Annotated in this window: 24 protein-coding genes; 12 read left to right on the forward strand and 12 right to left on the reverse strand. The window is 63.1% G+C overall.

Annotated features, from left to right (window positions below):
- Positions 1-90 precede the first annotated feature (90 nt).
- Entirely contained in the window at positions 91-216 is a 126-nt protein-coding gene (locus OO12_RS29330; protein WP_268747933.1) for an alpha/beta fold hydrolase, read from the reverse strand.
- A gap of 117 nt (positions 217-333) precedes the next feature.
- Between OO12_RS29330 and OO12_RS21020 the strand changes: the two genes are divergently transcribed.
- Positions 334-942: an energy transducer TonB family protein gene (locus OO12_RS21020; protein ID WP_034160718.1), complete on the forward strand. Its 609-nt coding sequence runs from the start codon at positions 334-336 to the stop codon at positions 940-942.
- A gap of 78 nt (positions 943-1,020) precedes the next feature.
- Here the strand turns inward: OO12_RS21020 and OO12_RS21025 are convergent, their stop codons facing one another.
- Complete coding sequence (locus tag OO12_RS21025) at positions 1,021-1,275, reverse strand: DUF6356 family protein (RefSeq protein ID WP_034160719.1); 255 nt, start codon at positions 1,273-1,275, stop codon at positions 1,021-1,023.
- 54 nt (positions 1,276-1,329) lie between these two features.
- Positions 1,330-2,730: a UDP-N-acetylmuramate--L-alanine ligase gene (locus OO12_RS21030; RefSeq protein ID WP_034160720.1), complete on the reverse strand. Its 1,401-nt coding sequence runs from the start codon at positions 2,728-2,730 to the stop codon at positions 1,330-1,332.
- A gap of 63 nt (positions 2,731-2,793) precedes the next feature.
- Here OO12_RS21030 and OO12_RS21035 point away from each other — a divergent pair, with 63 nt between their 5' ends.
- Both OO12_RS21035 and OO12_RS27150 read left to right on the forward strand, forming a co-directional pair.
- On the forward strand, positions 2,794-3,615 hold the full coding sequence (locus OO12_RS21035; protein WP_034160721.1) for an LD-carboxypeptidase: 822 nt from the start codon (positions 2,794-2,796) through the stop codon (positions 3,613-3,615).
- Between the two features lie 18 nt (positions 3,616-3,633).
- Complete coding sequence (locus tag OO12_RS27150) at positions 3,634-4,107, forward strand: hypothetical protein (RefSeq protein ID WP_152616573.1); 474 nt, start codon at positions 3,634-3,636, stop codon at positions 4,105-4,107.
- Here OO12_RS27150 and OO12_RS21045 read toward each other — a convergent pair.
- Positions 4,104-4,571: a MarR family winged helix-turn-helix transcriptional regulator gene (locus OO12_RS21045; RefSeq protein ID WP_052216138.1), complete on the reverse strand. Its 468-nt coding sequence runs from the start codon at positions 4,569-4,571 to the stop codon at positions 4,104-4,106. The two genes, OO12_RS27150 and OO12_RS21045, sit on opposite strands and share 4 nt — an antisense overlap.
- Complete coding sequence (locus OO12_RS21050) at positions 4,568-6,100, reverse strand: glycosyltransferase family 39 protein (protein ID WP_034160722.1); 1,533 nt, start codon at positions 6,098-6,100, stop codon at positions 4,568-4,570. Before OO12_RS21050 ends, OO12_RS21045 begins: the two co-directional genes overlap by 4 nt.
- Positions 6,101-6,292: 192 nt before the next feature.
- On the opposite strand from OO12_RS21050, the gene OO12_RS21055 reads away from it, so the two are divergent.
- Positions 6,293-6,565, forward strand: coding sequence for a pentapeptide repeat-containing protein (locus tag OO12_RS21055; protein WP_052216139.1), 273 nt, complete (start codon positions 6,293-6,295; stop codon positions 6,563-6,565).
- A gap of 229 nt (positions 6,566-6,794) precedes the next feature.
- Positions 6,795-8,786, forward strand: coding sequence for a GMC family oxidoreductase N-terminal domain-containing protein (locus OO12_RS21060; protein ID WP_034160749.1), 1,992 nt, complete (start codon positions 6,795-6,797; stop codon positions 8,784-8,786).
- Positions 8,787-8,805: 19 nt separating this feature from the next.
- On the opposite strand, the gene OO12_RS21065 is transcribed toward OO12_RS21060, so the two are convergent.
- The gene (locus tag OO12_RS21065) at positions 8,806-9,729 is read right to left on the reverse strand and encodes a LysR family transcriptional regulator (RefSeq protein WP_034160723.1); all 924 of its coding nucleotides are present in this window, start codon (positions 9,727-9,729) and stop codon (positions 8,806-8,808) included.
- A gap of 98 nt (positions 9,730-9,827) precedes the next feature.
- On the opposite strand from OO12_RS21065, the gene OO12_RS21070 reads away from it, so the two are divergent.
- On the forward strand, positions 9,828-10,526 hold the full coding sequence (locus tag OO12_RS21070; protein ID WP_034160750.1) for a pirin family protein: 699 nt from the start codon (positions 9,828-9,830) through the stop codon (positions 10,524-10,526).
- Between the two features lie 50 nt (positions 10,527-10,576).
- On the forward strand, positions 10,577-11,404 hold the full coding sequence (locus tag OO12_RS21075; RefSeq protein WP_034160724.1) for an alpha/beta fold hydrolase: 828 nt from the start codon (positions 10,577-10,579) through the stop codon (positions 11,402-11,404).
- Positions 11,405-11,560: 156 nt separating this feature from the next.
- On the opposite strand, the gene yczR is transcribed toward OO12_RS21075, so the two are convergent.
- The gene (yczR, locus tag OO12_RS21080; RefSeq protein ID WP_034160725.1) at positions 11,561-13,057 is read right to left on the reverse strand and encodes a MocR-like transcription factor YczR; all 1,497 of its coding nucleotides are present in this window, start codon (positions 13,055-13,057) and stop codon (positions 11,561-11,563) included.
- A gap of 63 nt (positions 13,058-13,120) precedes the next feature.
- Here yczR and yczE point away from each other — a divergent pair, with 63 nt between their 5' ends.
- Together yczE and OO12_RS27155 are read left to right on the forward strand one after the other, a co-directional pair.
- Entirely contained in the window at positions 13,121-13,738 is a 618-nt protein-coding gene (gene yczE / locus OO12_RS21085) for a membrane protein YczE (RefSeq protein WP_034160726.1), read from the forward strand.
- Between the two features lie 230 nt (positions 13,739-13,968).
- The gene (locus OO12_RS27155; RefSeq protein ID WP_160296870.1) at positions 13,969-14,529 is read left to right on the forward strand and encodes a peptidoglycan DD-metalloendopeptidase family protein; all 561 of its coding nucleotides are present in this window, start codon (positions 13,969-13,971) and stop codon (positions 14,527-14,529) included.
- Positions 14,530-14,846: 317 nt separating this feature from the next.
- Here OO12_RS27155 and OO12_RS21095 read toward each other — a convergent pair whose 3' ends face one another.
- Positions 14,847-16,208, reverse strand: a complete 1,362-nt coding sequence (locus OO12_RS21095; RefSeq protein WP_034160727.1) for an amidohydrolase family protein — start codon at positions 16,206-16,208, stop codon at positions 14,847-14,849.
- A 35-nt stretch (positions 16,209-16,243) separates the two neighbouring features.
- Positions 16,244-17,215 (reverse strand): LysR substrate-binding domain-containing protein, encoded by a 972-nt coding sequence (locus OO12_RS21100; protein WP_200887530.1) that lies wholly within the window; start codon positions 17,213-17,215, stop codon positions 16,244-16,246.
- A 96-nt stretch (positions 17,216-17,311) separates the two neighbouring features.
- On the opposite strand from OO12_RS21100, the gene OO12_RS21105 reads away from it, so the two are divergent.
- Positions 17,312-17,710: a YybH family protein gene (locus OO12_RS21105; RefSeq protein WP_034160728.1), complete on the forward strand. Its 399-nt coding sequence runs from the start codon at positions 17,312-17,314 to the stop codon at positions 17,708-17,710.
- Between the two features lie 7 nt (positions 17,711-17,717).
- Here the strand turns inward: OO12_RS21105 and OO12_RS21110 are convergent, their stop codons facing one another.
- Positions 17,718-18,113, reverse strand: a complete 396-nt coding sequence (locus OO12_RS21110) for a VOC family protein (RefSeq protein ID WP_034160729.1) — start codon at positions 18,111-18,113, stop codon at positions 17,718-17,720.
- A gap of 702 nt (positions 18,114-18,815) precedes the next feature.
- On the opposite strand from OO12_RS21110, the gene thrS reads away from it, so the two are divergent.
- The gene (gene thrS, locus OO12_RS21115) at positions 18,816-20,822 is read left to right on the forward strand and encodes a threonine--tRNA ligase (RefSeq protein ID WP_034160730.1); all 2,007 of its coding nucleotides are present in this window, start codon (positions 18,816-18,818) and stop codon (positions 20,820-20,822) included.
- A gap of 44 nt (positions 20,823-20,866) precedes the next feature.
- Here the strand turns inward: thrS and OO12_RS21120 are convergent, their stop codons facing one another.
- Positions 20,867-22,396: a glycosyltransferase family 39 protein gene (locus tag OO12_RS21120; RefSeq protein ID WP_052216141.1), complete on the reverse strand. Its 1,530-nt coding sequence runs from the start codon at positions 22,394-22,396 to the stop codon at positions 20,867-20,869.
- Positions 22,397-22,574: 178 nt separating this feature from the next.
- Here OO12_RS21120 and infC point away from each other — a divergent pair, with 178 nt between their 5' ends.
- Entirely contained in the window at positions 22,575-23,078 is a 504-nt protein-coding gene (infC, locus tag OO12_RS21125; RefSeq protein WP_235364932.1) for a translation initiation factor IF-3, read from the forward strand.
- 683 nt (positions 23,079-23,761) lie between these two features.
- Here the strand turns inward: infC and OO12_RS21135 are convergent.
- Positions 23,762-24,736, reverse strand: coding sequence for a phosphoribosylaminoimidazolesuccinocarboxamide synthase (locus OO12_RS21135; RefSeq protein WP_034160733.1), 975 nt, complete (start codon positions 24,734-24,736; stop codon positions 23,762-23,764).
- Positions 24,737-24,760 lie beyond the last annotated feature (24 nt).

The raw sequence follows: 24,760 nt of genomic DNA on the forward strand, positions 1-24,760 counted from the left end.
CACCCGGCCCTTACGGGATGTGGTGGGTGATTTGTATCCCGCTTTTTCCACACCCCTCCCAAAAAGGGAGGAGTGTGGACGAGCAGGAGCTTATCGGGCTTCGGCGAAACGCTTCAGCGCTGCCATGAACACTTCAGGCTGATCGAGCATCGCGAAATGTGCGGCATCGCCGATATCGACATAGCCGACATTCGGCGCGGCTTTGAAGCTTTCCATATTGAACGGGAAACCTGTCAGGAAAATTCGCTTGGTCGGCGCTATATGGCCATCAGGGCGCATGCTATGTGCAGCTTGGATTCGGGCGGGGCCGTTTCCGGATACAAGAGGGGTTTTATGCTTGGTCTCATTCTGTTGATGGCTTCGGCTCCCGCGACATTCCTCGACGTGAAGCTGAAGGGTGGACCCTATACTGCCTCAATGCTGCGCGGCACGCCGCTCGATCGCCAGGATAATCCCCTTTATGGGGTAACGGCGGTCGATATTCTGGTCGATCCGGCCGGCCGCCCTTCTAGCTGCAATGTGATTACTCAGATGAAGGTCACGCCGTTGGGCAATTGGGTTTGCGGCCAGTTGCTTCGGAATGGCCGCTTTTATCCGGCGAACGATCAGAGCGGACGACCAATATATGGTGTTTTCACCTTTTGGTTCCGTCAAAACCTTTATGACACGCTTGCGAGCATTCCCGATCGCAGCACTTTCTGGGTGCCGGTGAATGCCTTGCCCGCTGGTGTTGGCAATCCTCGCGCTGAAGTCCGTTATCTCGTCGGCGTGGAAGGGAAAACAGAAGGCTGCGAAGTCTCTGCGACCAGCAAATCGGCCGTTCTCGACAAGCACGCATGCGACGCGACGCGCGCAATGGATTTCTTCCCCATCGCCGACAAAAGGGGAGTTCCGCTGCGCACCGTTCGCACGCGCACCATTGGTTTCAAGGTTCGGAACTGAGAACGCGTCCGTAACAGGGCATGGCCCCGTCGTGTTGAACTCTCAGTCAGTGACTCGCCGTCACAGCGCCCGACCCGATCAGATGACGTATTCGACCGTCGTCATCTGCGACTGCGCCGCACGCGCCGCACCGCGTTTGGCGACCAGCACATCGTGCAATTCCTTCACCGCGTCGCTGCCCGCGGTCTTGAATGCGAAGGGCAGCCAGGCGTGGATCATGCAGCCAAGTCCGCCGCATACCATGCGGAAACCGAAGCGCGACGCGACCCCGAAATGCTCGCCGAAACTCTCACCGACCGACTCCGGGTGATCAAGAAACAGGCGGCGAAACATGGGCGATCCTCTTCGTTGCGGATGGTCGTCTTCTAACATGACTGGCGCTGGCTGTCAGCCTCTGCCGGCAATTCGTGCCAGCATTTCGGCGGCGAGCAGGCTCAGCGTGTCGTCGCGCGCGCCCATGACGACGATACGATCGCCGGCTCGCGCCTGATCGACGAGTGCCGCCGCGGCTTCCGCGCGGTCTGCGATATGCAGCGCGTTCCTGCCACGCGCCACGACGTCCGCGATGATGTCCGCGCTGGTCACTTCGCGAACCACCGTGCCGCCCTGATAGACCGGGTCGGGCAGCATGAGCAGGTCATCGGCGTGCAATTTGTCCGCGAACATCGCAACGAGTTCCGACCGCATCACCTTCAAAGGGCCATAGCCATGCGGCTGGAACAGGATCAGCAGTCGCCCGGGAAAGGTGTGCAGCGTGTCGAGCGTGGCGGCGATCTTGTCCGGGTTGTGCCCGAAATCGTCGATCACCGCGATGCCGCTCGCTTCGCCGACCAGCTCGAAGCGGCGCTTCAGGCCCGCGAACCCCTCGATCGTCGTAATCGCCTCGGTCAGCGGCACGCCCGCCGCGACGCTCGCGCCGATCGCGGCCAGCGCGTTGGAGACATTGTGCCGCCCCGGAACCGACAGCCGGACCTTATGTCGCGTATCGGCGGTGATCAGGTCGAACATGATCGCAAAGGGTTCGGGCGCAAGATTTTCCGCCATCAGGTCGGCTGGCGCATCGACCGCGAAAGTCGTGATGCGTGCCGGATCGAGCGTTGCGGCCAGCTCCGCCGTCTCGGCATCGCCGATATTGACCAGCGTGGTTGCCGCCTTGCCGGCAAAGTCGCCGAACAGGGTGCGCAATTCCTCGAGCGATTTATGGTCCAGGCTGACATTGTTGAGCACCGCGATCCGCGGGTGATAAAGCGCGATCGATCCGTCACTTTCGTCGACTTCGCTGACGAATGTCGGGCCGCTTCCGACCAAAGCACTGGCGAACGGCGCATCAGGCCGCACGAAATTCTTCATCACCGCGCCGTTCATCACTGTCGGGTCGCGGCCGCAGGCATGCAGGATCCAGCCGATCATCCCGGTGACGGTCGATTTGCCGCTGGTTCCGGCAACCCCGATCGGCAACTCGCTCGCATTGAACAGGCTGGCGAGCAGTTCCGCGCGGCTCATCCGTGGCGCGCCGACGCGGTCGGCCGCGACGATGTCAGCGACCGTTGCTTCCACGGCGGCGGAGGCGACGACGATCTGATCGGCCGACATGATCCCGCTGCCGTCCTGCGGGAACAAGGCGACGCCCTTGGCGCGCAGGTCGGCGAATTTGGCGGGAAGCCGCGCCTGGTCGAGCGTGCGGTCCGATCCGGCGACGGTCGCACCGCGCCCGGCAAGGATCATCGCCAGCGGCATCATGCCGCTGCCGCCGATCCCGACGAAGAAGTAGGATTTGCCGTTATGCATCGCGTCGCGCTATCGGCAATTTGTGTGCAAGGGGCAAGTTGTGGAAGAGAGCCGGAATAGCTCATGCGGATAGGCGTTGTCGCCCCGGCGGGGCGGATCGATGAAGTGGTGGCGGCGCGCGCGATGGCCTTCGCGGCGATCGCCTATCCGTCGGTCGACCTGATCTTCCACCCGCAATGCTATCGCACCGATGGCGGCCATTTCGCCGGTCCGGATTCGGCGCGCGCCGCCGCTTTCCTCGAATATGCCAATGATCCGACGATCGATGCCTTGTGGTTCGCGCGGGGCGGCTATGGCTCGAACCGCATCCTTGCCGACGTGATCCCCAATCTCGGCCCCGCCGCCAAGACCAAAAGCTATGCCGGCTTTTCCGACATGGGTTTCATCCTTGGCGCACTCTATGCGCGGCGCATCGGCAAGCCGGTCCATGCGCCGATGGTCTCAAGCATCAACAACAGCAATGGCGGTGACGCGGTGATCGCGCGGACGCTCAGCTGGCTGGTCGACAAGGATCGCCGCTGGCTTGAGCCGAGCCTCGGCAAGCAGCCGACCGTCGCGTTCAACCTGTCGATCCTCAATAATCTGCTCGGCACGCAATGGATGCCCGACCTGACCGATCATGTGCTGATGATCGAGGAAGTGTCGGAGGCGCTGTACCGCGTCGATCGCATGCTGTTCCAGATGGCCAATGCGACGCAGCTGAAGGGCATCGCCGGCGTCCGCCTCGGCGCGATCAGCGATGTGACACCCAACACGCCGGAATTCGCCGAGAGCCCGCAGCAGATGATCGAGCGCTGGTGCAAGGATATGAAGGTGCCGTTCCTGGGGCCGGCCGATATCGGGCATGTGCGGACCAACAAGGTGGTGCCGTTCGGATTGGTATAAGGGGCGACGATGCGGACGATGACGGTCGCAATCGGGGCTGTGGGCCTGCTGGTCCTTGCTGGTTCGAGTGCTGCTGCCGGACCGGCTTTGCCCAAGGGGGCCTATATTCTGTCGGGGTCGGCTGTCCCGAAAATACTGCGGCAATGCTCACGTCGTGCGCCGAAGGCCGGAGAGGACAGTTGGCAGCCCCGGGCCGCCAACATCCGCGAGCTGGAGGCTGCACTTCCCGGAGAGTTGCGCAAGCGAAGCCCCGGCGAGTCTTCGCGTTGGCAGAACCTGCTTCGCGACTGGCGGCGGCAATATGTCGGCATCGTTCGCGGAGAACGCCGCTATATCTATGGCAGTTTCGCGCAGGACGATTCTTCGGGCAGCGCCTTCGACTGGCAGCGGGAGCCCATGCAGGTCTGCGATGGCGGTGCCAGCTTTTTCGGGGTCGAATATGATATTGCGAGCCGTCGCTTCACCCATCTCGCGTTCAATGGGCCTTATTAGGGTCCGGTGACCGGTTCGGTCGACAGCTCGGAGAGCCGGTCGAGCAACTCCGCGGCCAGGCCGAGTATCGCCCGCTCGGCCGGGGTGAGGCGTTCGGCCATCGCCTCCGCCAGCCAGATATTCTGCCGGTGTGCATCGCGCCGCATCAGATCGGCGCCCGATACGGTGATCTCGATCTCGATCTGGCGCCGGTCCTTGTCGCTTTGACGCCGGGTGATAAATCCCAAACCGTCGAGGTCGGCGATGATCCGGGTGAGCGATTGCGGCTGCAGCTGTTCGAGCGCGGCGAGGTCGGTCGCGGTCAAGGGCCCGCCGGCGCGCAATAGCCTGCCCAAAAGGCTCAGCTTGGCGGCGCTGACACCATGGTCGGCGCGCAGGCTCCGCATGCGCCGCATGATATCGGACAGGCTGCGCCGGATCGGATTAGCCGCACCGTACAGATCGGGAAGGGCATCTTTACTCATGCGCCGTACCGTTTGAATCCATTCCATGCATTGGCAAGGCCTCCCTGAAGCCCCCGGCAGATGGTGATCGGCCGATCCCGTTCATAGGGCATCGCCAGCGGCACGCCGAAGGTCCCGGCCACCTGGATGCTTCGGCACAGGCGCCGCCAGCGTTCCGGATCGCCGTTGACGACGATGATGACGCTGCCGTCATAGCCGCGTGGGCCCCAGAGGAAATACTGATTGTCGCCGCTGATTGCCGGTGGCAAGCCAAGGGAGCGTCCATGAATGTCGATCGCGGCGGCCTCGCCATAATTGTTCGCGAAGATCGCGGTGTGTTCGCGTTCGGTCGGCGGGAGCGATCGATAGACGCCCGCCACTTGCTGTGCGAGCGCGCGCCAGCCGAGTTCGTCGGAGAAGACCTGAGTCAAAGGCGCACCGATCGCTGCCTTCTCATCGGGCGCTGGACGCAAATGACTGTGCTCGAGCAGGCGAAACAGGTGAGGCGGATCGAGCAGCGGGAAGATGATCGGTGCGACGAGCGCGAAATTGGCAATGGCCGCCGCCATCCAGATGCCGGCCACCCAGCGCCACAACTGCGCGCAGACCGCCGCGCCCACCACGAACATGCTCGGATAGGCCGCGAACAGATAATAATCCTTGCCGCCGGTGGCGAGGTTGATCGCGGTGGCGCCGACGAATGCGATCGACAGGAAGCGGACCGGCTTCAACCGCTCAGACACGAAGGGTGCGACGATCCCGGCCACCCATAAAGGTGCCAGCACCAGGTTGAGCGCCAGTATCTGCCCGATCTCGAACCGCACCGGGCCGCCGGTGATCACACCCTGAGTATGGTGGGCGATGATGGCGAGGAAGGGCCAGCCATTGACCGCCTGCCAGATCAGGCTCGGCGCAGCGACCGCCACCGCGATCAGCGCCGCTGCCCAAGTCTCGCGCCAGCTCAGCAGCCGGCGGGCGGGTGTTGCCAGCACCCCAAGGGCGAGCGGCGCCAGCCACATCACGATGCCGTATTTCGCCTGCATCGAAAGACCGGCAATCAGCCCGGCCCAAAGCAGCGCGCGCCGATCTTCGCGAAGGACGGCGCGGGTGATCAGATAGGCGCACCCCGTCCAGGCGATCGGCTCGAAGGTCGCGGTGGTCAGCAGGGTGGTCACGCCGGCGAGCCCCGGCGCCGAAGCGGCGGCGATCGCGGCAATCACCGCTGCGGTCCGATTGCCCCCGATCAGCCGGGCGAAAGCGGCACAAAGCGGAATCAGCGCCACGGCGGCGATTACTGCCGGCAAGCGGAGCAGCCAGACGCTGGGGCCGAACAGCTGCGTCGCCGCGGCGATCAGCGGGACGAGCGGTGGCTGATCGGCATAGCCGAACGCGGGGTGCCGGCCGCAGGCAAGGAAATAGAGCTCGTTGCGCATCATGTCGTAGCGCCCCGCCGTCGCGAGATGCAGCACCGCCGTGACGGCGATCGCCAGCCAGATCAGCGCGCGGTCGGAAGATGGCAGGCGCCATGACGCCGGTAATTGGAATGACATGGGCGGCTCCTCGCGAGGAAGTGATTCGATACGCTATTGCGTACTAAATATCATAAAACTTGCCAAGTGACACTGAATTATATGTACTTATCCACTGGCGATGGGTATGGAGATTCCGTTGGTTTAATACGCTATGGCGCACTAAATTGACCAATGCCCAGGCGTCGCAAAAACTGCAGGGAGGTCATCGTCATGTCCGGACAACAGCGGCTGGTGAATGAGAATATGCCCGGGGCGATCTTTCGGGGCTGTTCCCTCGCGCGAGCGACATTCGACGATGTCGATCTGTCGGAAAGTGCCTTCTCGGACATCAGTTTCCGCAACGCGCGCTTCACAAACGTCAATCTGGCGGGCGTGGTGATCGACGACGCCAATATCGAGGGATTGACGATTTTCGGTCACGATGTCGCGGCGCTGATCCGGGCGGAGCGGGCGCGTGAGAACTCCGATCAGGGTACCAGATAACCGCGGACCCGATCGGGATCAGTTCCTTGGCTTAAGGCTGATCAATGGTATTTCTGCGTCTTGACCGCGAAATTCCTGCATGACGTCAAAGCAGCAGGCGGCTCTGATTCTGTCCGGGGAAATCATCGGTTCACTATGGTTCCGATAATCCCGGCATCGGCGAGTCTTCGCTCGCCGATGCCGCCGCCGCACGCTAGGTATGCGTTCGGGACCATTCGGGGGCAACCAGATGCGAACACCATTTAATCCGCTTCAGGCGGCAATTCTGAAGGCGTTGACCGAGGCGCTGTTTTACGGCGTCGATATGCGCATCACGTCCGATCAGGTCGTCGCCAATCTGCAGCACCAGTTCGGCATGTTCGAAGGTAACAAGCCGAAGGAGATCGGCCTCAGCCTCTATCTGGTCTGCCTGGTGCTGGGCGGCCCGTTCTTCCTGCTGTTCAGTCCCGAATGGCGCGCGCAGCGCGTGACGAAGCGCCTTGCGCGGTCGCAGAACAACCTGATGCAGGATCTCGCACGTATCCGGGGCGTCATCTATGCCGGCTATTACGGCCATTGGGAAGGTGCGGCCGAAGAGGATAATGATCATAACCCGGTGTTGAACGCGATCGGCTTCGAATTGCCGCACCAGCGCACCCGTGGGACCGGCGAGGTGCCGATCAGCCTCTTTCCCGGGCGCGATCTCGCGCATGACGATGTGCTCGCGCCGGAAGAGGCTCCCGACACGGCCGGGGTCATCGTCATCGGTTCGGGCGCTGGCGGCGCCGTTGCCGCGGCCAATCTCGCACAGCATCATGACGTGCTGGTGATCGAGGCCGGCGCGCATTATCCATCCTCCGCGATCACGCATGAGGAACGCCGCATGACCGCACGGCTGTTCGTCGATGGCGGGCTGCAGACCAGTCGCGACCACGACATCGTCATTTTCCAGGGGCATTGCGTCGGCGGTTCGACCGTCATCAACAACGGTATCGCATTGCGCGTGAAGCAGGTCGGGATGACGCATCCGCAGGCCAACGACGTGTTCGCCAGCTGGGCCGCGCTCGGCGCGCCGGTCGATGCGGCGCGCTTCGATGCGGCCTATCATGCAGTCGAAAAGCGGCTCGGCGTCGAACCGATCGATCAGAAAAGCGGTCGCAACAATGGCACGCATCTGCTCAACGGCTGGGCGGCGCATGCCGCCGCGAGCAGCGATCCGATGGACGCGGCATCGCCGGCGCTGTGGTTCAGCAAGAATTACGGGCCGCGCGAAATCAATGCCGATTGCGCCTATTGCGGCTATTGCAACACCGGCTGCCCCTATGGCCGCAAACAGGGCATGGCGCAGTCCTTCCTGCTTGATGCCCGGGCGGCGGGCGCGCGCATCCTGATGCAGACGACGGTCGAGAAGATCGTCTGGGGTGAGCCGGATCTCGACGGGCGGCGCGTCGCGACGGGCGTCGAGGTGCTGCAATCGGACGGCAGCCGTCGCACCATCAGGGCGACGAAGGGCGTCGTCGTCGCGGCCGGCACGATGGCGTCGAGCCGGATTCTCGACAAGAGCGGTATCGAGGGCACTGGGGAGGGCATCTCGCTCAACATCGCCTGCCCGGTGGTCGCGCTGATGCCCGGCACGATGCGCGCCTGGGACGAGGACCAGATGGCGACGTATGTCGATCGCGGCGACTTTCTGCTCGAATCGCATTTCCAGCCGCCGATGAGCATGTCGACATTGATGCCGGGATGGTTCACCGATCATGCCGGACGCATGCTCAACTATAGCCGCCTGGCGTCCGCCGGCATCCTGTTTCCCGCCGACCGGCAGGGCCGGCTGATCGGCGGTAAGCTTCATTTCAAGCTGCGCGATGATGTCGAGCTGCCGCTGCTGCGGCGCGCGCTCGCCACGCTCACCCGGGTGCATTTCGCTGCCGGGGCCAAGGAAGTCTATCCGGCGCTCACGCGCGGGCCGATCTTGCGCAAAGGTGACGATATCGACCTGTTCTACGAACGGGGCATCCGCGAAGCCGACGATGTCACGCTTTCAAGTTCGCACCCGCAGGGCGGCAATGGCCGCAACGCCGATCCCGAAAAAGGCGTGATCGATTTGGATTGCCGCGTCCACGGCACCACCAATGTGCTGGTCACTGACGCCAGCACCTTCACCAGCTGCATCCGCGTCAATGCCCAACTCACCACCATGGCGATGGCGCATTATGCGACCGCCGGGAATCCGTTCGCCTAGACGCCCCGTCCGTCCGTGGTCAGCCCTCGCACGCGCTCCACGGTGCATGTGCGAGTTTTGCGGCGAGATAGTCGATCAGCACTTGCACGCGCAGCGGCCGTAACGGGCTTGGCGGCATGACCAGATGGAGTCCGAGCGCTTTGGCCGACCAGCCGGGCAGCCCGATCTCCAGCTCGTGGTCGCGCAACGCGCGCCATACCAGGAATTCCGGCTGGAGCGCCAGGCCCTGCCCCGCGATCAGCACCGGGTTCAGCATGTCCGCATTGTCGGTCCAGATACGCACCGGCGGTTCGACCGCCTCGTCGCCGAATTGCGGATGGCTGAACCGCCACACGCCGCGCTCCGTGCTGCCCGTATAGGCGAGAGCGGCATGAGTCATGAGCTCGGCGGGATGCGTCGGCCGGCCATGCGCGTCGAAATAGCTGGGCGATCCGACCAGCAGGATGCGCACCGCACAGAGCCGCCGCGACAGCAAGGACGAATCCTCCAGGCTGGCAATCCGCAATGCCAGGTCGAAGCCTTCGGCGATCAGGTCGACACGGCGGTCGCTGAGCGCGAGATCGAGCGTGATTTCCGGATAGGCTGCGAGAAATTCGGGCAAGGCCGCACCGAGATAGGCAGTGCCGAACGATAGCGGTGCGCTGACCCGGATCCGGCCGCGCGGCACTTTGGACTGGTCCGCCGCCTCGTCCTCCACCGCTTCGCCTTCGCTCAGGATGCGCGTGGCCCGCGCCAGCGAGGCACGCCCGCTTTCGGTCAACGACAGCCGGCGCGAGGTGCGTGCGAACAGCGCCAGGCCGAGGCGCGCCTCGAGCCGCCCGATCGCCTTGGAGACAGTCGGGTTGGACAGGCCAAGCTCGCGCGCTGCGCCGGAAAAGGAGCCGAGTTCGGCGACCTTCGCAAAGATCGCCCAGGCTTCGAGGTCAGGAAGTCGTCTTGTCATTTTCGGCAATGATGTGATGCCAACGTTTCTATTTCGTCAAGTCCCTTCGCGCCGCATCTAGGGACATCGGAGCAGCGACGCTCCACAGGAGACAGATGATGATCGATCGCAGGCCCTTCGCGAAACTTGGTGGCGCCAACCATGGCTGGCTCGACGCCAAGCATCATTTCTCGTTCGCCGGTTATCACGATCCGAAGCGGATGGGCTGGGGCCCGATCCGCGTGTGGAATGACGATACCATCGCCGCCGGCACCGGTTTTCCGCCGCATCCGCATTCGGACATGGAGATCATCACCTATGTCCGTGAAGGTGCGATCACGCACCAGGACAGCCTGGGCAATATCGGCCGTACCGAAGCGGGTGATGTTCAGGTGATGAGCGCCGGATCCGGTGTGCGCCATTCGGAATATAACCGCGAGGCGGGCATCACCCGCATCTTCCAGATCTGGATCGAACCCGAGACGCGCGGCGAGGCTCCTTCCTGGGGCGCGAAACCCTTTCCCCGCGATGGTCGCTCGGGTCAGTTCGTGACACTGGCCAGCGGCTTTGCCGAGGATGTCGACGCGCTGCCGATCCGGACCGACGCGCGTATCGTTGGCGCGACGCTGAAGGCCGGCGAAACCGCCGAATATCCGCTGGGCGCGGGGCGTCACGCCTATCTCGTGCCCGCCACCGGGTCAGTCGAGGTCAACGGCATCCGCATCGATGCCCGCGATGGCGCGGCGATCAGCGATGAGAGCGTATTGCGCGTCACCGCGATCGAGGATGCTGAAATCGTCTTGGTCGACGCGGCCTGATCCTTTCCTTGTCGGCTTACCCACCAACCATCGCTCACAGGAGATTTTCCATGACCACCATCACAACTCGCGACGGCACCGAGATTTTCTACAAGGATTGGGGTCCCAGGGACGCGCAGCCGATCATGTTCCATCACGGCTGGCCGCTCAGCTCGGACGATTGGGACGGGCAGATGATGTTCTTCCTCGATCAGGGCTATCGCGTCATCGCACATGACCGCCGCGGTCATGGCCGCTCGACTCAGGCCGCGACCGGTCATGACATGGACACCTATGTCGCTGACGTCGTCGCGCTGACCGACGCGCTCGACCTGAAGAATGCGATCCATATCGGCCACTCGACCGGCGGCGGCGAAGTGGCGCGCTATGTTGCCCAGGCAAAGCCCGGTCGCGTCGCCAGGGCGGTGCTGGTCAGCGCGGTCGCACCGCTGATGGTCAAGACCGATGGCAATCCGAACGGGGTGCCAATGGAAGTCTTTGACGGTGTCCGCGAACAGACCGCGACCAATCGCGCGCAATTCTATCTCGACTTCACTTTGCCCTTCTATGGCTACAACCGTGAGGGTGCCGATGTGAAGGAAGGCGTACGGCGGAATTGGTGGCGGCAGGGCATGATGGGCGGGGTGTTGGCGCATTATCACGGCATCGCCGCTTTTTCGGAAACCGACTTCACCGAGGATTTGAAGAAGATCGCCGTGCCCACTTTGGTCATGCACGGCGAAGATGATCAAGTCGTGCCGTTCGCCAATGCCGGAGCCTTGTCGGCGCAGATCGTGCCCGGCGCGGTGCTGAAATCCTATCCCGGCTATCCGCACGGCATGCCGACCACGCATGCCGATCAGATCAACGCCGACCTCCTCGCCTTCATCAAGGGCTGAGCCGGCCTCCTCGATGAAAACGCGTGGGCGCTGGCCGTCCCACGCGTTTCGCGTTCCTGCGGGTATCGAGCGAGGAAGATGCACCCCTTCCATTCGTTTCTCGACTTCGCCCGAAACGAGCGGAAGGGGTCGATTTTCGTTCAGATCTTTATCGCCCTAAATCAGGCGCTCGGCCTCCAGCTCCCATAATGCCGGGTCGGATACGCGTCTGTGACGTGTGCGCAGACGGCTTTCGGCCAGAGCCAGGCGATCGACGGCACGGTCGAGCTCGGCTTCCGGCAAGGTGAAGGTCAGGCGCACGAAACGTTCGAACGCGCCGTTCACGCCGAAGCGCGGGCCAGGCGCGATGCGCAGCGACAGGCTTTGCGTCATGGCGGCCAGCGCGGATGCCTCGGGCCGCGGCATTTCGGCCCAAAGCGTGAAGCCGCCCGCCGGTACCGGCACGCGCCAATGCGGCAACGCATCGGCGAGCCGTGCGACCAGATGATCCCGGCGGCGGCGCAGCTCGGCCCAATCTTCGTTGCTCTCGAGGCTGCCGCCCTTGATGCTGCCGTCAAGCAAGGCCGCGACCGCCAGCTGATCCATCACCGGCGTCGCCGCATCGAGCGTTGCCCGGATGCGGCCAAGCGCGACGATTGTCTGAGGGTCGGCGCGCAGCCAGCCGATGCGCAGGCCGCCCCAGAAGCGTTTGCTTGCCGATCCGATGCTGATCACTGTGTCGCCATGCGGGTCATGCACCGCCACCGGCGACGGCGGTGGGGAACCGAGTGTGATCGCCGCTGTCGTCTCGTCGATCACCAGCGGCGTGTGGGTTGCCCGTGCCGCGCGTACCAGCGCGGCGCGCGTATCCGGGTCCATGACGCGGCCGGTGGGGTTGTGGAAATCGGCCACGATATAGGCGAAGCGCGGCCCGGTCTGGCGAAAGGCGGCATGGATCGCATCGATATCCCAACCGGCCGCGGGCAACCCGACCGGCACCGCGACGCAGCTATGCTTGAGGATCGCGGCGATCGCGTTGTGATAGGTCGGATGATCGACGATGATGCGGTCCCCCGGCCCGGCGAGCAGCCGCAGCAACAAGGCGAGGCCATGCTGTGCGCCGCTGGTGACGAGGATCTGATCGGGCGTGGTCGGGCAGCCGCGTGCGGCATAATCGGCCGCGATCGCCTGACGCAGGCGCGGAATGCCGAGCGCTTCGTAGCCAAGGCCGGAAAGGAAGGCCGGCAACTGGCCCAATGCCTGTTCATAGGCGTGCCAGATGGTCTGCGGGGCAGGGAGCGCGGCACTGGTCCAGTCGATAAAGTCCGGGCCTTGCTCCTCTGGCAATTCTTCGGCGGTGCGCGTCATGCCCTGCCCCAGGCCGGGAAGCCGCGTGACGCTGCCTGACCCCTGTCGGCTCAGCAGATAGCCTTCGTCGCGCAGCAGGTCGAAGGCGGCGGCGACGGTGGTGCGGCTGAGGCCCAGCGCCCGCGCCAGGTCGCGCTCTCCCGCAAAGCGGACGCCAAGGCCGATGCGGCCATCGAGAATCAGCAGCCGCAAGGCCCGGGCAAGCTGGCGATAGGCCGGGCCACCACCGTCGTTGCCGCGCCCCTCGCTGCGCCATGCACCGAGCTGGCGGGCAACCGAGGTCGGGCTGAGTGAGCTGACATCCATAAGGGCCAATATCTTTGGATTGGCCCTAAAAAACAATGCCTATTGTCATTATCGGCTTGGTTTATGATGAAACAACGCCTGTTCCAGCTCCTCTGGGGCCTTTCGCTTTACGGCTTCGCGATGGCGCTGATGCTGCGCGCCAATCTCGGGCTCGATCCGTGGGACGTGCTGCATCAGGGACTGGCGCCGCGGATCGGGCTCAGCTTCGGCATGACCGTCAATGCGATCGGGCTGCTCGTACTGCTGTTGTGGATTCCGCTGCGGCAGCGGCCGGGGATCGGTACGGTGCTCAACATTCTGATCATCGGCACGGTGGTGGATCTGTCGCTGCTGGTCCTGCCGACGCCGGATGGCTATGCCGCGCGCTTCGCCTTTCTGATCGCGGGGATCGGGCTGAACGGCATTGCGGGCGGCGCCTATATCGGCGCGGGCCTTGGCGCGGGACCACGCGACGGCCTCATGACCGCCATCGCGGGCCGGACGAACTGGCCGATCAAGATCGTCCGGACCGCGATCGAGCTGACCGTATTGGCCGCTGGCTGGCTGATGGGTGGCACGGTCGGTATCGGCACCGTGCTTTACGCGGTGACGATCGGCTGGGTGGTACATTACGCGATCCCGTTTTTTACCCTGCGCGGTGCCGACGCTTCACCAAAGCCGGCCTTTCAGGCGGAGCCGTAAAGCATCGCGCCGTGAGGTGAGGCGCATTGCGTGTCTGCCTTGTGGACGCCATTACCACTCAAAATGGCCCGATGAAGACCAGACGGAGAGCAGTTATGCGGCGATATTGCGTTTGGACGATCTGTGCCCTGACTGGCGCGGCGATCTCGGGAAACTTGGTCGCGCAGACTGGGACCACGCAGACTGGGACCACGCAGACTGGGACCACGCAGACTGGGACCACGCCAACGATGACCGCGCCCTTGTCGCAGGGACTCTATCGTTTGCCATATGATACGGGGACGCAGGTCTCCGTGTTTGATGACGCGGCGACGCATCGCCCGCTGAGACGGGTGGACCTGACGGGCGAACCGCGCTCGGGCCGCACGCATCATATCGTTGCCGCCGCTGCCGGCACGGTCATGGCGATCCAGGACAGTTATTCGGAGCAGCAGAGCGGTCGGGCCGCCAAGGATTGCCGCAACAATTATCTGTGGATCGCGCATGCGAATGGCGAATGGACGCTTTATGGGCACATGCGCACGGGAACCAGCAGTGGCAAGGCGCGCCTCAAGGTCGGCGACCGTGTAAAGGCCGGGCAGTATCTGGGTGACGAGGGCAGTGTGGGCTGCGCGATGCTGTCGCATTTACATTTCGAGATCGCGGTACCCCCCAAAGACGTCCCGATAGATGCCGGCGGCTTCGTCAACGACAATGTGGACAGCGTACGCAATCGTGTGCCGCGGTTTTGCGTTCCCAACTCGGCATCGGTTCGCAAAGGCGCGACATACACAGCCAGGCCCTGCGCCTGATCAGCGGCAGGCATCCGTTGTCGCGGAACGGTCAGGCTGGCCGATCATGGTGGTTTGGACAGCGATCGGGCTGAGCGCCTTGCCCACGGTGCGGATTGAATGTGCCGTCCCGCCTGACGATCCGGGCATGGTCCCGTTGGGGGATGCGATGCTCGCCTAGGACAAATTCGAGCCACCATTCGCCGTTCGTTTCGAGCGAAGTCGAGAAACCATGGATAGCGCTTATGGCCTGTTTCTCGACTTCGCTCGAAACAAACGGAAGTAGCAGGTGCTGCTCGACGCCTTGGAGTGTCTGAGAACGTGCCGTTCGCTCCCGCCTAGGGACGGGCGCCATCGACATTCCGACTGTTGGCAAATGCCGATTTGGCGTCGCTCAACAGTGTCGCGAGCGCTCCGGCATCATACCATCGCCCGCCTGCCATGACGCCAAGCGGATGCCGCAGCGTGTCGAGTTGGTCGAGCGGATTGACCCTGCTCAACACCAGATCGGCGCGCCCTCCTGTCGCGATCACCCCGAAGCGTGGTTCGCCGAGCGTGCGGGCGACGAACGCGCCTGCATTCCGTGTCGCGCTCGACAATGCCTGGAATCGTGTCAGGCCCGCTCTCTCGAGCTCCGCCAGGTCATCGTGCAGCGAAAATCCCGCACCGACACACGGAACGGTCGGCGCATCGGTACCGGCCAGCAGTTCGACGTCGGCATCGGCCATCGCCTTCACCATCTGCTGCAGGAACGTGTATCTCGCGCGCAAGTCGGCGGTCTTGCGGACATAGCCGCTGCGCGCCCATGCCAGTCGGTCGGCGGGCGATACGAAGCCGGCGTTGGGTGCGGAAAGGCACGCCGCGACCCGCTCGGGATGGCCAATCACGCGCATGATGCTGCCATAGGTGACAAGGTCGGCACCCACCGCCACGCCGTGGCTACGCACCAGCGCGACGGCATCAGGGATGCGGCTCACCGGTGGAGCGGCGTCGGTCTGTTCGGCGCCTGGCCGAGAGAAGAAGGTATAGAAGAACTCCTCGGCATGCGCGACGAGCAACTGCCCCTGGTCGATCTGCGATGCGATCCCGACCCTGGTCACGCCATGCCCGACCACCGGCATGGCTTGCCGCCGCGCTTCCACGGCGACGGCGGTGAAGACGTCGGGCGCCAGATTGTTATATACCTTGATGAAGCGATAGCCGTTGGTCTTCGCCAGCCCGACCACCGCGCGGGCTTCGGCCGGCGTGGTCGCGGTGAAATGGCCGAACGCGGGCGATCCATCGATGACAAAGGCATTGAACACTTGCGGGCCCGGAATCGCGCCGTTGGCCGCTGCCGGCGATGTCTGGCCGACAAAGCTGGCGCGTGCGTCGCCCATATTGGCGATCGTGGTGACGCCGTTGGCAAGATAGACTGCCAGGTCGTCGCGCGTGTCCGAATGGACGTGCATGTCGGTGAGTCCCGGGGAGAGCCACAGCCGGCGCTCCCCGTCGATGATCGTCGCGTCCCTGGGCACGGCGAGCTTGTCGCCGACCGTCACGATGCGGTCGCCGTCGACGATCACGGTCTGATCGCGCAGCACGCGCTCGCGGTCCATTGGCACGACATTGACATGGACGAACGCGATCTCCCGTGCGGTGGCGGGGAGAGCGATGATTGAGAGGATGAGAGCAGCAAGAAGTCGAATCGGACGGGTCATGGTTGAGGCTATAACGAGGCCGGGCTCGCGGCCAGTCATCTCAATCGTCTGCCACCGCCATCCGGCGCTGGTGCCGGAATATCGGCGGAGTCCCTAAGGCCCATAAGCGGCGGTAATTCTTCCGCGAGAAAATCGATCAGGGCGCGAACCGCCGGAAGTTGTCCGCGCCGGTGCAGTGTGAGCATGGTAATCGCAGCACCGCCCGCGCTCCATTCCGGCAAAATCCGCACCAGGCTTCCCTGTTCGAGGTGAGACTGGCAGAGACTGTGCGGCAAACGTGCGATGCCCAGGCCGGCGATTGCCGCCGCGACCAGCGCTGCGGGTTCGTCGGCGGCGAAGCGAAGCGCTGGTCGCACCTCGACGGCATTTCCCGCCGGCCCCTGCAACCGCCACACTTCCGTCAGGATAGCGGGCCCGGTCAAAAGCCCGTCATGGACGGCGAGATCCGCCGGCTGAACCGGTGTTCCCCGGCGCTTGAGATAACCCGGCGATGCCACTAGCAATATTGGGGCGAATCCCAATCGGCGCTGGATCAGTTCGGAATCCGGCAGGGGTGCATAGTGAGCGCGAACTGCGATATCGAAACCCTCCTGCACCAGATCGACTGGTCTGTTGGTCACATGCAGGGCGATTGCGACCTTGGGGTATGCGAGGCCAAATCGCGGAAGAGCCTGTACCAGTGCGACCTGCGCGGTTGTCATGGATGCCGTAAGACGGACCGTTCCGCTGGGTTCGGATAGATATCCCTGCGCCAGATCCTGGGCCGCCTCGGCCTGCGCAAGCATGGCGGCGGCGTGCCGATAGACCTGCTCCCCGATCTCGGTCACGACGAAGTTCCGCGAGTTGCGTTGGATGAGGCGGACGCCAAGTTGTTGCTCAAGCGCGGCGACCCTTTTGCTGAGGGTCGATTTGGGTGCGCCGATCGCGCGCGCTGCTTCGGAAAAGCCCTTCCGCTCCACCACCTGTGCGAACCAGTAGAGATCGTTGAGATTGGGCATGCGATCCATCGTTCACCTATAGAGACGATGTGTCCATTTTAGGCGGATTGTCGCGGTGTCGTCCACATTCCACTTGGGTGCGTATCGGCGTTACTGGAGGCAAAGATGCGATCTGAAGACCACAAAGCGATCAAACGGGTTCTGGAGACCTATGTCGAAGCCTGGGGGCGCCATGATCTCGACGCCTGGGCCGCGCTGTTTTCGGAGATGTGTGATTTCGTCACCTGGAGCGGGGTCTGGTGGCACTCGAGAGCGGAGAATCGGGCCGGTCACGGTGCAATCCCGGACTCGATCATCGCCCAGATGGCGAACTACCGCCTGACGGTGTCCGCCATTCGCCCGCTGTCATCGGATACCGCGCTTGTGCATGCCTTTTGGGACTGGCCGGCATTTGAATTGCCCGGCGGCGGGCCGGAAGATCGCACCGGCATCATCACCATGGTCCTGGCACGGAGTGACGATCATTGGCTGATCCGAGCGTCGCACAATACGCGCATCTCCTGATCGGTTTTCAGCGGTGCGATTGCGATGGCCGCCGCCATCCCAGCGACTGACTTGGCCAGCCGATGCGCACCAATACTCCGTCGGGATCGCTCAAGGCGAATTCGTACATGCCCCATGGTTTGTCGCTCGGGGCCTCGATCTCGACGATCTCGCCGGTAAAGCGTGCTGCGATCGCATCGACATCGGGGGTGTAGAGATAAAGGCCGAACGGATTGCGCCCCGGCACAACCCAGCCCTCGACCGCCTTGGTCAGGTGCAAAGTGCCACCCTTGCCGTCGGCGAGGATGCGGTAATCGTCATGCTCATGCGGCTCCGGCGCGGTGAAACCAAGCCGCGCGTAAAAAGCTTCGGAAAGGTCGAGATCGTTGCACGGTACGATTGCGGTGAGACTCGGCGTCGGCATGGTGGGCTCCACTTCCTTTTCCTTACATCTGCTTCACGGCCCCAAACATACAGGGCGCTCCATGGGTTCAATCCGATGCACTCGTGCTGAGCGGAGATTGCATGGGTGAAGCCATATCAGCGTGACGACGTCAGATCGAACCAATAGCGTTCGTTCTGGGCAGGATTTTGATATAAATATTTGATATATTGTGAAAATTATTCGAACCTCTCGCCGAAACGCGGCGTAGAATATGTTACATTCCGGTGTAACATATCTCCCGCCGTCCCCTCAGCCTTGTCGCCGATGGTGATTCAACCATGACACGGGAAAGCGCATGTCATTTCTTGCCGGACTTATATCCGGTGCGCTCTTTCATCGGGTTGAAAACCAGAAGTACCATGGCACTATATGCGCAAATGGATCGCGGATGATCCGAGTCATGCAGGCGCCTGTTGTTGCGCTTCATGCTCTGGCGTCCTCAAGTACGAGCCGCTATATCGTCCTTATGCACCGCGCGATCATCTCTCGCATGACTACCACCTCCCCGGTTTTCCGGGGGGATCTCGGCTTGCGCGTCACCCGCTGACGTTGCCGCGCCGAGGATCTCACCCGGGAACGGGTGAGCCGGCGTCTCTCTTCCGTTCCTGAAAACCACCCACGACGCTTTTCCAAAGCCTCGCGGGTGTGCATAAGCCCGCCAAATCGACAGGAACTTTTCGAATGAACGACATGCTCTCGATCACGCTGCCCGATGGCTCGGTCCGTGCAGTGCCGCTCGGCACCACGCCGGCGGATATCGCCGCGGCGATCGGGCCCGGCTTGGCTAAGGCGGCGATCGCGGCGCGCGTCGATGGCGAGCTGCGCGACATCATGCGCCCGTTCGAGGGCGATGCGAAGCTCGCTCTGGTCACGTCGAAGGATGAGACGGATGCGCTCGAACTCGCGCGCCATGACTATGCGCATGTGCTGGCCGAAGCGGTGCAGTCGCTCTTTCCGGGCACGCAGATCACCTTCGGCCCGTCGACCGATGACGGCTTCTATTATGATTTCGCGCCGAAGGATCGGCAGTTCACTGACGAGGATCTGCCCGCGATCGAGGCCGAGATGCGCAAGGTCATCGCGCGGGACGAGCCGCTGATTCGCGAAGTGTGGAGCCGTGCCGATCTGATCGCACGCTGGCAGCAGCAGGGCGAGAGCTTCAAGGCGGAATGGGCCGCGGAATTGCCCGAGGGCGAGGAACTGACGGTGTACCGCGCCGGCAAGGGTGAAGGCGCCTGGCTCGATATGTGCCGTGGCCCGCATCTCGCTTCGACGGGGAAGCTCGACCCGCAAGCATTCAAGCTGACGCGCGTATCGGGTGCCTATTGGCGTGGCGACCAGAATAACGCGATGCTGTCGCGCATCTATGGCACGGGCTGGCTCAACAAGAAGCAGCTCGATGCACATCTCGTGCGCATCGAGGAAGCGGCCAAGCGCGACCATCGCAAGATCGGCCAGGAAATGGACCTGTTCCATCTTCAGAGCGAAGCGCAGGGCTCGGTCTTCTGGCATCCCAAGGGCTATATGCTGTGGCGTCAGCTCGAGGCCTATATGCGCCGCCGACTCGATGCGGCGGGCTATCAGGAAGTGAAGACGCCGCAGCTGATGGACGCGCGCCAATGGGAGGCGTCGGGTCATTGGGGCAAGTATCGCGAGAATATGTTCGTCGTGCCCGACGAAGTGCCCAATACCGAGGATGAGGGTCCGGTGCTGACGGGCGAGGGCGACCTGATGGCGCTCAAGCCGATGAATTGCCCGGCGCACGTGCTGATCTTCCGCCAAGGGATCAAATCCTATCGCGATCTGCCCTTGCGTCTCGCCGAATTCGGCTGCTGCCACCGCAACGAGCCGCACGGCGCGCTGCATGGCATCATGCGCGTGCGCCAGTTCACGCAGGACGATGCGCATATCTTCTGCCGCGAGGATCAGATTGTCGAGGAAGTGCGGCTGTTCTGCGACTTGCTCGATGTCGTGTACAAGGATCTCGGCTTCGACAGCTATGCGATCAAGCTCGCGCTGCGTCCCGAAAAGCGCTTCGGCACTGAGGAGATGTGGGACAAGGCCGAGGCCAATCTGCGCGATGCGGTCGCTCAGGCGGGCCGTGCCGGGCCGGAATATGGCTGGGAGGAATTGCCGGGTGAGGGCGCCTTTTATTCACCCAAGCTCGAATTCCATCTGACCGACGCGATCGGTCGGACCTGGCAGTGCGGCACGATCCAGCTCGATTATGTCCTGCCCGAGCGACTCGATGCCTCTTATGTCGGCGCGGATGGCGAGCGCCATCGTCCGGTGATGCTGCACCGTGCGATCCTAGGCACGTTCGAACGCTTTCTCGGCATCCTGATCGAGCATCATGCCGGGCGCTTCCCGATGTGGCTCGCGCCGGTCCAGGCGGTGGTCGCGACGATCGTGTCAGACGCTGACGATTATGCGCAGGAAGTGGTTGCGGCGCTGACCGCGGCGGGCCTGCGCGTCGAGACCGATCTGCGCAACGAGAAGATCAACTACAAGGTGCGCGAGCACAGCCTGGCAAAGGTTCCCAACCTGCTCGTCATCGGCAAGCGCGAGGCGGAGGAACGCACCGTCGCGCTGCGTCCGCTTGGCGTCGATGCACGGCAGGAGGTGCTTGGTCTCGATGTGCTGGTCGAACGGCTGAAAGCGCAAGCCTCGCCGCCTGATCTGATCTGATCTCCCAACGCTTCCCCCGAATTGGGGGGAGGCGTTGGCGACCTCTAGTCCCGCCGCAGCAGACACATGACGGTGATCAGCGGTGGGCCGAGGAACAGGCCGTCGCGCCGCAGCGCCGCTATGATCATCGGGTCGCGGCGCCGGAATGTCGCGGCGCGTTCGGCGCGCCAGTCGCGCAGGCCCACGTCATCGGCGGCGTGGCGGCAATCATTCTCCCCGATCAGTAATATCCGGTCGGCCGCGACGCCCGGCGCATAACGCGGGAGCGCCTCAACTTCGGGCACCAGGGTCAGAAAGCGTCCGGTGCGCGGGGCGACCGCGACAATGCCCTGCGCGGCAGCGATCCACGCCGGGGCAATCATCGCCTCGGCGCGCAAATCGGCGCGGTCATACGCCACGCTCAGGGCTTTGCCGATGAGTAGCAGCGCCGCGACCGATACGAGCAATGTCCGGGCCGGCAAGCCGCGTGCGGCGAACACGCCGAAATACACGCAGAAGAGCGCGATGATCGCCAGATACATGCGCGGCCGGGGCGCAATGGCGAAACCATAGGTCAGCCCACCGAACAGCAATGCTGCACCGACCGCCAGCGCCAGCAGCAATTTGCCGTCCTGTTCCCCAATCAGCGCGCGCCAGTTCAGCACGGCGAACAATGTCCCGCACGCCAGGGTCAGCGCGATCGACGGATCGACCACCAGGTTGAGCAGTCCGTCGATTGTCCAATGCACCGAAATGCCGTTGGCGTGGAGCCACCCGCCGATGAAATTCGGGTTGAACAGCGGGCTGCGGCTGGTGTCGACGCCGGGCAGCAAGTCCGATGACGGCATATGGCTATGCGCCAGCGACAGCCGCCATGGCAGCAATGGATCCCCGGCAGATAGCCAGTACAGGATCGCTTCGCCCAGATTGGGAATCAGCACGCCGGCGATCAGCGGCAGCGTCCATCCGCGCCACTGCTTCATCGCGACAAGGCCGATCACGACGATCGGCACCATGACCAGCGATGTCGGCCGCGCCTGGATCGCGAGGCCAAGCATCCCCCCCGCCAGCACCACCAGCCGCCGCTTGCCGCTCGCGCTGGCCGATTGCAGGCACAGCAAGGCCGCCAGTACGAAGGTGAGTTCGGGGATGTCGATATTCACCTCGGGGAGGCGCATCGCGAACGCGGGGGTGCAGACAAGCGCAAGCCCCGCCAGCAGTGCCTCGACGCGGCCGAACTGGCGCTGCACCAAGGTCACGAACAGCGCGATCGCGCTCAAGCTATAGGCGAGTGGTGCAATCGACAGCGACGCCTGGCTTTCACCGAACAGCGCCAGGCTGATCCCGGTCGGGAAGACGATCGGATAGCGGCGCCACCAATGATCGACCGGCAGGCAGAAGCCGTGATCGGCCACGCATCGCGCCGCCAGCAGATAATGATAATCGTCGCCATCGCCGCCAAGATAGGCGACCGGCACGATCGCCAGCAGCAGGAGCGCGAAAAGAACGACTGTCGCGACCGGCGACGCGGTAACGAGCACACGCCAATCGACCGGTCGGCGGCCTGAAAAGGGGAGTGAAATCGAGCGCGTCATGCCCGCCACCGCTTAGTGGCGGGCGGCTAAGATTGGTTTAATCCGCATGTACCATGCGAAAAGTGCATGTTGTGTGCGGCGTGCCTTTCAATCCGCGCGCGAAAGCTCTACATGGGCCGCTCTATTTTTGTCAGGAGCAACACCTATACGTCCCCCCATGACCCGGCAGGCGCCACCGATGAACGGCCCCCGCTTCAACGAATTCATCCAGTCGCCCAAGGTCCGCGTGATCGATCAGGACGGCGAGAATCTCGGCGTAATGTATACCCGGGAAGCGATGGAACAGGCGCAGAGCGTCGGCCTCGACCTGGTCGAAGTGTCGCCCAACGCTGATCCGCCCGTCGCCAAATTCCTCGATGTCGGCAAGTTCAAGTACGAGGCGCAGAAAAAGGCCAACCTCGCACGCAAGTCGCAAAAGACGCAGGAGATCAAGGAGATCAAGATGCGTCCGAATATCGACGACCATGACTACGACACCAAGATGAAGAAGGTCGCCGAGTTCATCGGCGAAGGCGACAAGGTGAAGATCACCCTGCGCTTCCGTGGCCGCGAACTGAGCCATGGCCAGCTTGGCATGGCGCTGCTCCAGCGCGTCCAGGCCGATGTCGTCGAGACCGCCAAGGTCGAGGCCTATCCGCGCATGGAAGGCCGGCAGATGCTGATGGTGCTCGCACCGAAGTGATTTGATGCGCGTTGCCGCCGGGTCGATCATGTCCCCGGCGGCAGCACGACACCGTCGTCTCGCATCCGGCGACCGCGCAGCTCGTATCCCTCGCCTTGCGAATATCCCCGACGATCTGATTGCGGACGTAGGAGTGCCGTGCCAAATTGCTCGCTATCCTCTTGCAGTGGGTGACCGCGATCTATGAGCGCGCGAGCCACCATCGTCCCGTTGCTGTTGATCCTTTCTTTGGCAGGGTGCGGATTGATGCCGGCACCCGTCCAGGAGGGTTGCTACAGGTTCGACGACGGCACTCCGCTTTTCAAGATTGTCGGAAAGCAGGGCTTCATGCTGCAGAGGGGCCAAGTGAAGTCATTCAGGATAGGAGGATGGCACGAGCTATCGCGAAAATCTGTGGAGATAACGCCGGGCTTCGTTCTCCCAGGGTCGCCTGAGGGTGATCCTCAACGCGGGTATACTCGGCTAATACCAACAATCTCATATTCGCGGTTTGCATTCGATCCAAGGCGCAATGCTTTCATGGTTCCCGTCGCCGCCTTTGGTGAGGACGAAGTAAAGCTCGGTGCCCGCTGCTGACACGAAATGTTATTGGGCGTGCCGTTCTGAAACCCCTTTCTGTAGTCGATCATCGACCGCGCCATTGTCTGTGGAAGATTGATTAGGACAATCTGGTCGGTGGCCTGTCACGTGAACAAAGGCAGCAACCGGCCCCGGATACGATCGAGCACCGTCGTACCTTCCAGATCGGGCTCGAACGACAGCCCCGTGATGGTTTCGAACGCCTCGGCATAGACGGCGGACGTGCCCAGTACGAGATCCTCGGGGATTTCTGGAATGGCTTCACGATAGGGATCGCAGCGTTCGGCGACCCAAGCGCGGACGAAATCCTTGTCGAAGCTGTCGGGCCGCTCGCCATTTGCGAAACGCTGCTCATAGCTCGCCTGCTTCCAGTAGCGGCTGCTGTCGGGGGTATGGATCTCGTCGGCGAGGACGATCCTGCCGTCCGGATCGAGGCCGAACTCATATTTGGTATCCGCCAGGATCAGGCCACGGTCCTGCGCCAGCGTCTGGCCGTGCGCGAACAGCGCGAGGGCAGTGGCGCTGAGTTCCTCCCACTGCGTCGTGGTGAGGAGCCCGCGCTCGAAAATATCCGCCGGGCTCAGCGGCTCATCATGGCCGCCATCGAATTCCTTGCTGGTCGGCGTGATGATCGGATGCGGCAATCGCTCATTGTCGCGCAATCCATCCGGCAATGACATGCCATACATGGCGCGCTGACCATTTTTGTAGAGCGTCAGGATCGAGGTGCCCGTCGTCCCCGCCAGATAGCCGCGCACGACGATCTCGACGGGCAGAATGTCGAGGCGGCGGCAGAGCAGGACGTTGGGGTCCGGATAATCCAGGACATGGTTGCGGCAAATGTGCGCCGTCTGCTCGAACCAGAAGCGTGCCGTCTGAGTCAGCAACTGGCCCTTGAAAGGGACGGTGCACAGGATTTGATCGAAGGCGCTGAGACGATCGCTGGCGATAATGACGCGGCGGCCATCGGCAAGATCGTAATTGTCGCGCACCTTGCCACGATAATGGTGCGGCAATTCTGCGATCGTGGCGTCGTTCAGCGTTCGGGTCGCGTAGCTGGCGAAATCGTGAAACGGCATGCGGGCAACCTCTGATCGATGACT

It is taken from the genome of Sphingomonas sp. ERG5 (genome assembly GCF_000803065.1).
Lineage (GTDB): Bacteria > Pseudomonadota > Alphaproteobacteria > Sphingomonadales > Sphingomonadaceae > Sphingomonas.